The organism is Actinoplanes sp. SE50/110, from assembly GCF_900119315.1.
GTDB lineage: Bacteria > Actinomycetota > Actinomycetes > Mycobacteriales > Micromonosporaceae > Actinoplanes.
Genome location: NZ_LT827010.1, coordinates 2,361,286 through 2,373,788, shown reverse-complemented (window position 1 = coordinate 2,373,788; position 12,503 = coordinate 2,361,286). Strand labels below are relative to the sequence as shown.

At 74.1% G+C, this 12,503-nt stretch carries 13 protein-coding genes; 7 read left to right on the top strand and 6 right to left on the bottom strand.

Features of this window, described 5'->3' with window-relative positions; translation table 11 throughout:
• Window positions 1-152: 152 nt before the first annotated feature.
• Window positions 153-500, top strand: coding sequence for a PadR family transcriptional regulator (locus ACSP50_RS10605; protein WP_043511166.1), 348 nt, complete (start codon window positions 153-155; stop codon window positions 498-500).
• Window positions 497-1,906, top strand: coding sequence for a hypothetical protein (locus tag ACSP50_RS10600; RefSeq protein ID WP_014689176.1), 1,410 nt, complete (start codon window positions 497-499; stop codon window positions 1,904-1,906). The genes ACSP50_RS10605 and ACSP50_RS10600 overlap by 4 nt, the downstream gene beginning before the upstream one ends.
• Before the next feature lie 18 nt (window positions 1,907-1,924).
• Here the strand turns inward: ACSP50_RS10600 and ACSP50_RS10595 are convergent, their stop codons facing one another.
• Both ACSP50_RS10595 and ACSP50_RS10590 read right to left on the bottom strand, forming a co-directional pair.
• Window positions 1,925-3,379: a HAMP domain-containing sensor histidine kinase gene (locus ACSP50_RS10595; RefSeq protein ID WP_014689175.1), complete on the bottom strand. Its 1,455-nt coding sequence runs from the start codon at window positions 3,377-3,379 to the stop codon at window positions 1,925-1,927.
• Window positions 3,376-4,056, bottom strand: coding sequence for a response regulator transcription factor (locus ACSP50_RS10590; protein WP_043513908.1), 681 nt, complete (start codon window positions 4,054-4,056; stop codon window positions 3,376-3,378). Before ACSP50_RS10590 ends, ACSP50_RS10595 begins: the two co-directional genes overlap by 4 nt.
• Before the next feature lie 95 nt (window positions 4,057-4,151).
• On the opposite strand from ACSP50_RS10590, the gene ACSP50_RS10585 reads away from it, so the two are divergent.
• On the top strand, window positions 4,152-5,540 hold the full coding sequence (locus tag ACSP50_RS10585) for a DUF2079 domain-containing protein (RefSeq protein WP_014689173.1): 1,389 nt from the start codon (window positions 4,152-4,154) through the stop codon (window positions 5,538-5,540).
• A 24-nt stretch (window positions 5,541-5,564) separates the two neighbouring features.
• Here ACSP50_RS10585 and ACSP50_RS10580 read toward each other — a convergent pair whose 3' ends face one another.
• Entirely contained in the window at window positions 5,565-6,002 is a 438-nt protein-coding gene (locus ACSP50_RS10580; protein WP_014689172.1) for a chemotaxis protein CheW, read from the bottom strand.
• 144 nt (window positions 6,003-6,146) lie between these two features.
• Between ACSP50_RS10580 and ACSP50_RS10575 the strand changes: the two genes are divergently transcribed.
• The gene (locus tag ACSP50_RS10575) at window positions 6,147-6,971 is read left to right on the top strand and encodes an LLM class flavin-dependent oxidoreductase (protein WP_014689171.1); all 825 of its coding nucleotides are present in this window, start codon (window positions 6,147-6,149) and stop codon (window positions 6,969-6,971) included.
• On the opposite strand, the gene ACSP50_RS10570 is transcribed toward ACSP50_RS10575, so the two are convergent.
• Window positions 6,972-7,601, bottom strand: a complete 630-nt coding sequence (locus ACSP50_RS10570; RefSeq protein WP_014689170.1) for a PilZ domain-containing protein — start codon at window positions 7,599-7,601, stop codon at window positions 6,972-6,974.
• Between the two features lie 149 nt (window positions 7,602-7,750).
• Window positions 7,751-8,995, bottom strand: coding sequence for a hydrolase (locus tag ACSP50_RS10565; protein WP_099343732.1), 1,245 nt, complete (start codon window positions 8,993-8,995; stop codon window positions 7,751-7,753).
• Window positions 8,996-9,126: 131 nt separating this feature from the next.
• Between ACSP50_RS10565 and ACSP50_RS10560 the strand changes: the two genes are divergently transcribed.
• The 3 genes from ACSP50_RS10560 to ACSP50_RS10550 all read left to right on the top strand — a co-directional run bounded on the left by ACSP50_RS10560 (window position 9,127) and on the right by ACSP50_RS10550 (window position 12,047).
• Entirely contained in the window at window positions 9,127-10,251 is a 1,125-nt protein-coding gene (locus ACSP50_RS10560; protein ID WP_014689168.1) for a sensor histidine kinase, read from the top strand.
• Complete coding sequence (locus ACSP50_RS10555) at window positions 10,239-10,880, top strand: response regulator transcription factor (protein WP_014689167.1); 642 nt, start codon at window positions 10,239-10,241, stop codon at window positions 10,878-10,880. Before ACSP50_RS10560 ends, ACSP50_RS10555 begins: the two co-directional genes overlap by 13 nt.
• 69 nt (window positions 10,881-10,949) lie before the next feature.
• Entirely contained in the window at window positions 10,950-12,047 is a 1,098-nt protein-coding gene (locus tag ACSP50_RS10550) for an NADH:flavin oxidoreductase (RefSeq protein ID WP_043511160.1), read from the top strand.
• Between the two features lie 12 nt (window positions 12,048-12,059).
• Here the strand turns inward: ACSP50_RS10550 and ACSP50_RS10545 are convergent, their stop codons facing one another.
• Window positions 12,060-12,503 (bottom strand): MarR family transcriptional regulator, encoded by a 444-nt coding sequence (locus ACSP50_RS10545; RefSeq protein WP_014689165.1) that lies wholly within the window; start codon window positions 12,501-12,503, stop codon window positions 12,060-12,062.

Here is a 12,503-nt window from a genome sequence, read left to right as displayed (position 1 = left end):
CCGCAAACGGCTCACGCACGCCGGCCGCCGCGAACGGCTGACACACGCCGGCCGCCGCGAACGGCTGACGACCGCCGGCTGACGACCGTACCGAGTAATCGATGGTGCCCTTGATCTTGTCTCATATAAAGATCATCTTTATATTGGGCGGCATGACGGAACCGATGCGCGACCCCAGCTTCTGGGTTCTCACCGCCCTGGCGCCCGAGCCGCGGCACGGCTACGGGGTGATCCGGGAGGTGAACCGACTCTCCGACGGCCAGGTGACGTTGCAGGCCGGGACCCTGTACGCGGCCCTCGACCGGCTCACCTCGCTCGGCCTCATCGAGGCGGACCGTGAGGAGACGGTGGACGGGCGGCCGCGACGGTACTACCGGCTGACCACCGACGGCGCCGCCGCGCTGGACGCCGAGACGGAGCGGCGGCGGGCGGCGGTCGCCGCGGCCACCGCGCAGCTGTCGGCGCGCCGCCGGCTCGGGCTGAGCCTGAGCACCTCGTGAGCGAGCGGCTGGCCCGCCGGTATGCCCGGCTGCTCCGGTGCTATCCGCCCGGCCCCCGCCGCGCCGAGATGCTCGGCACCCTGCTGGAATGCGCGCCGCCCGGACGCGACCGGCCGACCGCGGTGGACATCGTGAACCTGACCCGTTACGGGCTGCGGGCCCGCCTCGGCCGGCCCGCGAGCACCAGCGTGGTGCTGCTGTCCCTGCTGGTCGCGCTCGTCTGCGGGCTGCTGGGCGCGGCCACCGGCGCCCGCCTGGGCTGGATGCTGCAGAAGCCGCTGCCCTCGGGGGCGCAGGCGCGAGAGCTCACGACGGCCGCCTTCCCCGGGCTGCCGGTGCTCGGTGGCGGCGACGCCCCGCCGTTCGTACCGGCCTCCGGCGCGGACGGCGGTGAGGTCTACGGCTTCGCCGAGTACTGGGTGCGCAACACCCCGGAGACCCGCGACGTGCCAGCCTACACCAGAGGCGTCCGGGACCGGCTGGCCGGTGCGGGCTGGCAGATCCGCGACGACGTCACCGCCGAGCAGGACGACGAGCAAGCGTCGTGGAGCGCCGGGTTCACCGCCACCCGGGACGACCTGATCCTGAACTACAGCGCCTACTACGTGAAGGACCACCCCTGGTACGACTCGGACGGCTCGGCCGGCTTCCAGTTGTCCCGCACGACGCCACCGTGGCCGGCCCGGTTCGCGGTGCCGGCCGGGCTGCTCGCGGCATGCGCCGGCTGGCTGCTGTTCGGCTGGGCGAGCCGACGCAGCGAGGGCCGTCCGGCCCGGACCAGAGGCGCCGTCCTGCTCGTCTGGTCGGCGATGCTCGTGGTCGCGGCGAGTCTGTACTTCATCTGCCTGTGGTACACCCAGCCCGGGCCGCTGGAGGGCCGCCCGCTGTGGACGACCCTGGATCAGCTGTCCGGGGCACCCACCACGCTGGTGTTCGGCCTGGGCATGCTGGCGCTGGTGACGGCCGCCCTGCCGGCCCGGCACAGGATCCTCGCGGCGGCGGCGCTGGTGCTGTTCATGGTGGTCGCCATGAACGGCCGGCCGAGCTGGACACGACCGGGATGCACCCCGTCCGGGCCGCCCGCCGCGCTGCCGGCCGCCGAGGTGGCCACCGGCCTGACGGCCCGCGTCTACGTGACCGGCGACGCCTCCGCCGAACAGCGCAACATCGCCCAGGCCGCGATCTGGCATGTGCCGTCCGTGCGGTCCACGGCCTGGTCCGGCGACGTGACCGACCAGGACTACCGCGACGCGTACTGCGGCGGCGGCCGGATCACCGGTGCCTCGCGGGCGACGCTGCCCGGGTTCTGGCTGGTGGAGCTGAGCAGCCCCGGCGGGTTCGACGGCCTGGTGGCCGAGGTGGGCGGCCTGCCCGGGGTGGCGGCCGTCCGGCACTCCGCCCCCTGAGGACCGGGACCGGACCATTCAGGCGGCGGTGACGGTCAGGGTCAGCTCGAACGTCGCCCCGGGGACGGGCCGGTCCGCCACCCGCAGGATTCCCCCGAGCTGGGTGGCCAGCTCCCGCGCGAGCGACAGTCCGAGGCCGGCGCCGCCGGCGTGCCGGTCCCGCGCGGCGTCCACCCGGGTGAAGCGGTCGAAGATCCGGTCACGGTCGCCCGGGTGGATGCCCGGGCCGTCGTCGGCGACCTCGACCCGCAGCCGGGTCCGCCCGGCGGCGGCCGGGTCGGCGGTGATCCGGATCTCGACGCGCCGTCCGGCATGCCGGACGGCGTTGTCGAGCAGGTTGCGGACGATGCGTTCGAACGGGACCCGGGCGAGCCGTACCGGCACGGGCGGGCCGGCGGGGCCGGTCACCGTGACGCCGTCGCGGGTGATGGTCTCGACCGCCATCCGGGACAGCACGGCGACGACGTCGGCGTCGACCTCCGGTTGCGGTGGCGCGGTGCCCGCGTCCAGGCGGGCCAGCAGGAGCAGGTCGTCGGCCAGGCCGGTGAGCCGCTGGGCCTGGGCCACCGCGGTCGCCGCGGTGGCCGGCCAGTCCGTGCGGTCCGGATACGCCTGGGCCACCTCCAGGCCGGCCCGCAGGATCGCCAGCGGGCTGCGCAGCTCGTGGGCGGCGTCGGAGACCATCCGGCGCTGGGCCCGATCGGCGCGCTGCAGCCGGTCCAGCATGGCGTTGATGGTGGTGGCCAGCGCCGCGATCTCGTCGCCGGTGGCCGGCACCTCGACGCGGTCGGCGAGCCGGCTGGCGGTGACCTCCGCCGTCCGGGCCCGGATGGCCTCCACGGGGCGTAACGCCCGGCGGGTGGCGAACCACGCGACCAGGGCCACCACCAGGACGGCCAGCGGGACGGCGCCGACGAGGATCCGGTCGACGGTGGCCACCGCCCGCTCCGCGGCGAGCGGGGTGACGAACACGTAGACGGCGAACGTCGGCCCGAGTTCCGGGTGGTCGGTCATGCTGACGGGGGCGCCCTGGATCCGGACGCCGGTGACGGTCCGGCCGTCGAGGGCGTGGTCTCCGGGTGGGTCGGCCAGCCGGACCGTGGCGGAGACCTCCGGCGTGTCCATCGAAATGTCGCCGGGCAGCGGGTCCGCCGCCGGCATGACGGCCCGCCCGTCGCTCTCGTACGGGGCCAGGTCGGGGCTGGCCGAGAGCACCGCCCCGGTGGTGTCGACCACCTCGAAGGTGACGTCGGGGTAGAAGGCGGGCCGCAGTTCCTCCGCGCCGCCCGTCCCGATCGTGGTCGCCGCCAGACCCATGGCGTTGACCTGCTGGACGGCGCTGCGCCGGCCCGCTTCCAGCTGCTGCTGACCGACGAAGTGCCGGGCCCACAGTCCCCCGCCGGTCAGTATCACGGCGGCCGCCGCGGCGGCCGCCAGCGCGGATCGGGCGCGCACCGACCGCAGGCCGGTCATGCCGCCGCCCGGTCGTCGACGAGGCGGTAACCGGTGCCCCGCACCGTACGCAGGCTGCTGCGCCCGAAGGGCAGATCGATCTTGCGGCGGAGCCGGCCGACGCGCACCTCGACCAGGTTCGGGTCGTCCACGTCCTCGGGCCAGACCTGACGCAGGATCTCCAGTTTGGTGACCGGCTCGCCCGCACGGTGCGCGAGGAGGTCCAGGATCGCGAACTCGCGGGGGGTCAAGGTGATCGGCACCGTACCGCGCCGGCAGGTCCGCGCGGCCCGTTCCAGGACGAGGTCGCCGACGGTGAGCCGGACCGGGACGGCGGCCGGACCGCGGCGCACCAGCGCCCGCAGCCGGGCGACCAGCACCGGGTAGGAGAACGGTTTGCTCAGGAAGTCGTCGGCACCGGTGTCGAGCGCCTCGATCTGGTCGTAGTCGCCGTCCTTCGCGGTCAGCACCAGGATCGGGGTGCGGATCCCCTCACGGCGCAACGTCGCGCAGACACGGTAGCCGTTGAGTCCCGGCAGCATCAGGTCGAGCACGATGCCCGCGTAGTCCTCGAAGCGGGCCAGGTCCAGCGCGACCCGTCCGTCACCGGCGACGTCGACGGTGTACCCCTCGGCCGTCAGTCCCCGTTGCAGGATGGTCGCCAACTCGGGCTCGTCCTCGATCACCAGCAGGCGCATGGCGTGCAGCATCGCATGGCGCCGGATCGTTTCCTGATCGCTCGGTCAGGTCGGGTCAGGTACGGGTCAACCCGCCCGGCGCAGGATCCCGCTCCATGATCGTCCTCAGCCACGACGTGGTCCCGGCGGCGCGCGCCACCCCGGTGCGCCGCTCCGGCGCCGTGCTCGCCTGGTCCGGCGCCGGCGGACTCGCCGTGATCTACCTGCTGCTGTCCCTGCTCAACCATCGGCGGCTCCGGACCACCGGGTTCGACCTGGGCATCTTCGAACAGGCGGTGCGTTCGTACGCCGCGGGCCGGCCCGGCCTCGTACCGCTCAAGGGGCCCGGTTTCCCGCAGCTCGGTGACCATTTCTCGCCCGTGCTGGCCCTGCTGGCACCGCTCTACCGGATCTTTCCCACACCGGTGACGCTGCTCGTGGCCCAGGCGCTGCTGCTGGCGGTCGCCGTCGTACCGATCATGTCGCTCGCCCACCGGCGGCTCGGCGCGTTCGCGGCGGTGACCGCCGGGGCGGGCTACGGACTGTCCTGGGGGATCGCGTCGGCCGTCGGCTTCGACTTCCACGAGGTGTGCTTCGCGGTGCCGCTGCTGTCGTTCAGCCTCGCCGCGCTCGCCGACCGGCGGCTGCGGGCGGCCAGCGGGTGGGCGCTGCCCCTGCTGCTGGTCAAGGAGGACCTGGGCCTGACCGTGGCGGTGATCGGCCTGCTCGTCGCGGCCTTCGGGGCCCGCCGCCTGGGTGGCGGGCTCGCCGCCGCCGGGCTGCTCGGCACCGCACTGGCGATGGGGGTCGTCGTCCCCGCCCTGAACCCGGACGACGCCTACGCCTATTCGGCGGCGGTGGGTTCCGGGCTGCAGCATCCGGTGACGGCGGTCAAGCTGCTGACCGTGCTCGCCCTGCTGGCGCCGACCGCCGGCGTCGCGCTGCGATCACCGCTGGCCTGGGTCGCGGTACCGACGCTGCTCTGGCGCTTCGCCTCCGGCAACCCGAACTACTGGGGCACCGGCTTCCACTACAGCGCCGTCCTGATGCCGGTCATGATGCTGGCGTTCGTCGACGGCCTGACGCGCCGGCGGCCCGCCGCGGACCGCACCGGTGCCGCGGCGACCCGGCTCGTGCTGGTGGCCAGCCTCGCCGTCACCGGGTTCCTGCTGCCGCGGTACCCGCTGGCGCAGTTGGCCTCGGCGCCGATCTGGCGGGGCGACCCCCGCGGTACCGCCGCGCATCGGGTCCTCGACCTGATTCCGGACGGCGCGACGGTGTCCGCCGCCAACCGGCTCGTTCCGCAGCTGACCGGACGGACGACGGTCACGCTGTTCGGGCTGGACTATCCGGGCCCGGCTCCCCGGTACGTCGTGGTCGACCTGGAAGTCGACGACTGGCCGCTGCCGCGCGACATCCGGCTCGCCAGGGTCGAGGCCCTGGTGGCCGCCGGCTACCGGACGGTCACCAGGGACAGTGGATTCGTGCTGCTCGAACGTCCCTGACCGGAGATCCCGGCCGGTGCCGCCTCAGGCGGTGACGCGCGAGGTGTTCACGCACTCGGCGACGTCGAGCACCAGCAGCAACCGGCCCTCGGTCTTGTACGCACCGGTGACCAGCGCCCGGGACGGGCCGGTCAGCGTCGCCGGCGGCTCCTCGAACATCTGCGCGTCCAGGTACGCGACCTGGCCGATGCGGTCCACCAGCAGGCTCACCGGCTCGCCGTCGTGCCGGACGATCACGTTCATCACCAGGCCGGTCATGTCCCGGCGGGGCAGACCGAACTGCACCCGCAGGTCCACCGCGGCGATCACCTGACCGCGCAGGTTGAACAGGCCGCCGACCGCGGTGGGGGCCATCGGCACCGGGGTGTACTCGCTGTAGGACAACACCTCCTGGACGGCGTCCACATCCACGCCGAAGAACTGACCGGCGACCTCGAAGGTGACGAACTGACGACTGGACAAGAGCGGACTCCCAGGTGAGGACATGCCACGGCGGAACACCAGGTTTATCGGTGGATCCGGGGCCGACCCAAGAAGTCCGGCGGGACCGATCCGGAAATCTCGGCGGTCCGCCACTTTCGACGTTTCACCCATGGGAGAGAACGGGTGGAGCTGGGCACCGCGGTCATCCCGATCGGCTACGAGAGCCCGTTCCGCCTCGCCGAGGACCTGTCGCTGGCCGACGTGCTGTCCCGCGGGCGCCTGCAGGCCGGGTTCAGCGCCGGGACCCCGCCGCACGCCGAGCTCCTCGGGCCGCTGGTGTTCGACGGCGACTGGCGCGGCTTCGACCTGTCGCACGGGCGGATCGCCCGCCTGGCCGACAACCTGCGCGGGGACTACCTGGGCGGGCCGGATACGGTGATCCGGTCGCCGGGCAACACCCAGCGGCCCCGGCTGCAGCCGCACAATCCGGGTCTGATCGACCGGCTCTGGTACGGCGTGGGCAGCGCCACGTCGGCCCGCTGGGCCGGGGCGAACGGCCTGAACCTGCTCAGCGGCAACATCGTCGCCGGCGAGCGGCACGACGACTTCGCCGCCGCCCAGCTGCACCTGCTCGAGGAATACCGGCGCGACGTCGCGCCGGGCCGGCCGGCCCGGGTCGCGATCGGCCGGGTGATCGTGCCGACCGACAGTGCCGATCGGACCACCCGGGACCGCTATCGGGCGTACGCGGCGAGCCGTCACGACCGCACCGGCAAGCCACAGGGCGAGCGGCGGATCCTGTTCGCCCCCGACCTCGTCGGCCCGGCCGCGGAGATCGTCGAGCGGCTCACCGCCGACCCGGTGCTGGCCCGGGTGTCGGAGCTGAGGCTGGAGCTGCCGTACGAATTCCGCCGCGACGACTACGAGCAGATCCTGCACGACACGGTACGGCTGATCGCGCCCGCCCTGGGCCGGCGCGGCGCCGCACCGGCCGCCGCCCGGGCCTGATCAGCCGACCACGGCCGGGGCACTCGCCTCGACGAACCGGACGACCCGGGCCCGGACCTCGGGGTTCATGTTGATGAACAGCAGGCGCACGTCGCCCGGCTCGTCGCCGCCGGCCCGGACCTGACAGGTGATCCCGGCCAGCCCGTCCGGCAGCCCGATCTGCACCTCGATCAGGACGTCGCGTTCCAGGTCCTCGACGAGCCGGATCAGCGCCTCGTCGCCGATCTCCTCCAGGTCGACGGTCACGTGCGCCCCACCGGCCGACAGGTCGACCGTCCGGCCGGGGAACAGCTGTCCGGACGGCAGCCGCACCGCGGCCGGCAACTGCACCCGCACCCGCTCGGTCCGCCGCCGCTGGATGCCGCCGGCCGCCCCGTCCACCCGCAGGTAGACGCCGGGGAGGCTGCCGGCCGGCGGGGCGATCACCGTGCCGTCGATGCTGCACCCGCGATTGTTCTGGGTCCACAGCAGCGTGGCGTCGACCCCGATCATCGCGAACCCGGTCAGCCCGAGGCGCAGGGTGCCGTCGGCCTGCCGGGTGACCCGGCAGGTGCGCGCCTCACCGCCACCGAGCGACACACTGACCAGTGGCACAGCCCACGGCTGCGGCTGCTCCCACGTCGCACTCATGCCGTGCCCGTCCCTTCCTGGAACCCCTCACGCGAGCCGCCGGGGCGGCTGTCCATGCCGCATGGTTATCGGCACCGCGCGGACGCGCTGAAGAACGAACCGCAGCCGCTCTCCCCGGGACCGGCCACCCCGCCGTGGGCGAAGCCTCGTCACCGGACGAAGTCGATCTCCGGGTAACGCGGGTCCGGGGCGGCGAGCAGGCGACCGTCCCGGCCTCGCAGGTGCCGGTCGAAGAAGGCGCGCAGATAGGTGCGCTGGATCCCGATGGATCGTGCCGGGTCGAGGGTTCCGACCAGGTCCGCCAGCTGTTGCGGGGTGAGCCCGATCTCGGTGCCGGCCTGGGGATAGAGGGCGATGCCGTCGTTGAACGACCCGTGGACCGAGTCGCGCAGTCTCAGCTGGCGCTTCCAGCCGCGGTGGGCGGCCCAGAACGTGTTCCAGGTGGGATCCTCGGCGCCGGGCCCGTGGTCGCTGCTGACCAGCAGGAACGGCCGGGTCGAACCACCGGCCGCGGCGGGGCCGACGAAGGTGCCGTCCAGGTTGACGCCGGCCTTGACGCGGCGATCGTCGTGCATCACGGCGGCGGCGGTGCTGCCACCGAGGGAATGACCGAACATGCCGATGCGGTGCAGGTCGAACGCGCCGCGCAGACCGTCCGGCAGCCGCCGGCGGCCGACGTCCGGATGGCCACCGGCGTCGAGGACGGCCAGCTGGTCGAGGACGAACCGGGTGTCGGCGGCACGGACGGCGGCGGCCTGGACGACGACCTCGTCGGTGAGATCCGGCGGGAGGGCGGCGACCTCGACCCGCCCGCCGGGGAACTCGACCTCGGAGGCGTCGTGGGTGTGATCGATGGTCACGACGAGGTAGCCGTGGGCGGCCAGTTCCTCGACGAGGACGGTACCGGTGCCGCGATCGCCGCCCAGGCCCGGTGAATACAGCAGCACCGGGTGACCGCCGGTCCTGCGCAGGACCGGCGCCCCGGTCCGGCCGTGCGTGCGGGTGCTCAGGATCCGGTCGGCGGGCAGGCCGAAGGTCTCGGCGAAATGCGGCACCGCGCCGGGTGACAGCCACGGCTCCGGCAGATGGCCGCGAAGGTCCCGGGCCGGATACCAGATCTGGATCATGATCTCCCGGGCCCGGCGACCGGGCACCCACGGATCGATGCGGCTCGTGTCCCGCAGGTGCAGGGCGACGGTGCCGACCCCGGCGGTGCCGGTCGGCGCGGGCAGGACGTATCCCCCGGTCGACCGACGACGGGCAGCGGCGGGGACAGCGGGTCCGATGCCCGCGGCCAGGCCGATCCCGGCGGCGAGGGTCGCGGTGAGCAGCGTACGGCGGCGCAGGGGGCGTACCGCAGCCGTGGTGTCGGTGTTTGTGGTCGGTTCCAGCATGCCCATCACGCTGCCGGACGCGCGACGCGGTGTCGGTGGGGCGGGCAGCCGGTCCGGGGTGGGGTTTTCCGCACCCCGGACCGGCGGGTGGCCCCGTCGCCACGGCGCCGGACGGTGTTTACCTTGATCACATGACAGCGGCGGAAGTGGGGAACTCCCGGACGGTGCCGGCCGGCGCGGCCCGCACCTGGCGGGTTGCCGTCCACACGCTCGCGGGCCTGCCGCTCGGCGTGCTCGGTCTCGCGCTGACCGGCGTGCTGCCGGTTGGCGCCGTCTACTGCGCGGGCTGGAGCCTGCTGTACGCCGGCCCCGGCGACTGGCCGGCGACTGCCGGGTTCGTGCTGCTCGCCGTGGTCGCGCCGGGGCTGGCACCGGAGGCCGCGCGGCGCCTGACCGGGGTGCAGCGGCGGCGGTTCCGGGTGCTGCTCGGCGCCGACATCCCACCGCCGGTCCGGCCGGCCCGCGGGCGGCAGATCGCCTATCACCTGCTGGCCTGCTTCACCGGCGTGGCGTTCGCCGTTCTGGTGCTCGTGGCGCCCTGGACGGCCGCCCGGGTGGCCCGCGCCGACACGGCCCTGGCGCGCGCCCTGCTCGGCCCCGGCCGCCGGGCGGAGCTGTCGATGCGGGTGGAGTCGCTGGCCCGGAGCCGGGCCGACGTCGTCGCCGCGACCGACGCCGAACGCCGCAGGATCGAACGCGACCTGCACGACGGCGCCCAGCAGCGGCTGGTGTCGCTCGCGATGAACCTGGGCATGGCCCGCGCCACCCTCGCCGGGACATCCGGGCCGGCGATGCGGGCGATCGAGGACGCCCACGACGAGGCCGTTCAGGCGCTCGCCGAGATGCGCGAGTTCGTCCGGGGGCTGCATCCCGCCGTGCTCGACGACCGCGGGCTGGACGCGGCGCTGTCCGGCATCGCCGCCCGGGCCCCGCTGCCGGTCCGGCTGCTCGTCGACGTGCCGGCGCGGTGCTCGCCGGTGGTCGAGGCGATCGCCTACTTCGTCGTCTCCGAGGCGCTCACCAACGTCAGCAAGCATGCCGGCGCCACCCGCGCCGAGGTGATCGTCGAACGCGCCGCCGACCGGCTCCGGGTCGTCGTCACCGACGACGGCCGGGGTGGCGCGACCACCGGCGGCGACGGCACCGGGCTGGTCGGACTGGCCCGGCGTGCGGCCGCCGTCGACGGGACGTTCGCGCTGCACAGCCCGACCGGCGGGCCGACCACGATCACCGTGGAGTTGCCGTGCGGATCGTGATCGCCGAGGATTCGGTGCTGCTGCGGGCCGGTCTGACCAAACTGCTCACCGACGGCGGTTTCGACGTCGTCGAGGCGGTCGCCGACGCCGTCGAGCTGCTGCGCGCGGTAGCGGCGCACCGGCCCGATGTGGCGCTCGTCGACGTCCGGATGCCACCGTCGCACACCGACGAGGGCATCCGGGCCGCCCTGGTCATCCATCACGAGTTCCCGGCCGTCGCCGTCGTCGTGCTGTCCCAGTTCGTCGAGGAGCGGTACGCCACCGACCTGCTGTCCGTCCGGACCAGCGGCGTCGGCTATCTGCTGAAGGACCGGGTGGCACACGTGCCGGACTTCCTGGCCGCCATGCGCCGGGTCGCCGCCGGCGGTACCGCGCTCGACCCCGAGGTGGTCGCCCAGCTGCTCGTGCGGCATCGGGCCGACCCGCTGCAGCGGCTCACCCCCCGGGAGTCGGAGGTGCTGCGGCTGATGGCCGAGGGCCGGTCCAACAACGGCATCGCCGGCGAGCTGAGGGTCAGTCACAGCGCGGTGGAGAAGTACATCGGCAGCATCTTCACCAAGCTGGATCTTCCGCACACCGACTCCGACCATCGCCGGGTCCTCGCCGTCCTCCGGTATCTGCGCCCCTGAAGCCGATAGGAGAAATATGACATGCGCCACATCCGGATTAAGGGCGCGCCCACCGGTCTTGAGCGTGGTGTGACTATCGATCCGGCGCCGCTGTTCACCCCGTACAAGATCGGCGATATCGATCTTGCCAACCGCTTCGTGATGGCGCCGATGACGCGGCAGTTCTCGCCCGGTGGGGTTCCCGGCGAGGATGTCGCGGCCTACTACGCGCGGCGCGCCCCGCACGTCGGGCTGATCGTCACCGAGGGCACCTACGTCGACCACCCGTCGGCCGGGTCCAGCGACCGGGTCCCGCGCTTCTACGGCGCGGACGCGCTGGCCGGCTGGCGGGCCGTCGCCGAGGCCGTCCACGCGGCCGGCGGCCGGATCGTGCCGCAGCTGTGGCACCTCGGCGCCACCCGGGCCGCGGGCGCCCCGCCGCACCCCGAGGCGCCGGTGCTGAGCCCGTCCGGCCGGCGCGCCGACGGCACCGTGGTCGGCGAACCCGCGACCACCGCCGACCTGGACGCGGTGGTGGCCGCGTTCGCCACCGCGGCCCGCGACGCGCAGCTCGCCGGCTTCGACGGCGTGGAGCTGCACGGAGCACACGGCTACCTGCTGGACCAGTTCCTCTGGGCGGGCACCAACCACCGCGGCGACGGGTACGGCGGCAGCCTCGCCAACCGGGCCCGGCTCGGCGCCGAGGTGGTCGCCGCGGTCCGGGCGACCGTCGGACCGGACTTCCCGGTGCTGTTCCGGTTCTCGCAGTGGAAGGGCACCCATTTCGACGCGCGGATCGCCGACACCCCCGGTGAGCTGGAGCAGATCCTCGCCCCGCTGGTCGACGCCGGGGTCACCGGCCTGCACGTCTCCACCCGGCGGTACTGGACGGCGGCCTTCGAGGGTTCGCCGCTGACCCTCGCCGGCTGGACCAGGAAGGTGACCGGGCTGCCGGTCGTGGCGATCGGCTCGGTCGGGGTCGCGCAGGCCTTCCGCGGCGAGACCGAGGAGCCGGCACCGACCCTCAGCGTCGCGCCGCTGCTCGAGCTCTTCGAACGCGGCGAGTTCGACCTGGTCGGCCTGGGACGCGCCCTGCTCTCCGAGCCGGCCTGGCCGACGAAGCTGCGCGCGGGCCGGTTGGCCGACATCCGCCCGTACGACAAGGCGGACGAGGCCCGCCTCAGCTGAGCCGTCCGCGGGTCAGGGCTCGTCGGCGGTGAGCTGCCGCTCCAACCGGCCGAGGAGGTCGGTGCACCGGCGGACCGCGTCCAGGTCGTCGCCCAGGTCGCCGGCGAGCTCGCGCGCCCAGGCCGCGCGCAGCACCCGCAGGTTGGCCGCGGCCAGCTCGGTCGGGTGCACGGCGACGCCGCGGCCGGCGGTCGCGGCACGCGACACCATGCCCTTGCCCTCCAGCCCGCGCAGCGCCGTGCTGACGTTGGTGCGCTGCAGCCGGGTGCGCCGGGCGATCTCGCTGGGCGCGGCGCCCGGGTGGAGGTCGACGATGCGCATCACCTGCCGCTCGGTCTCGGTCAACGGCACCACGTCCGGACTCTCGTCCGGCGTGCGGGCGCGCACCAGGCGGCCGACGTTGAGGATCAGGTCGGCGAGATCCGCGAGCGCGGCGCCGGCATCGTCACGGGTCAC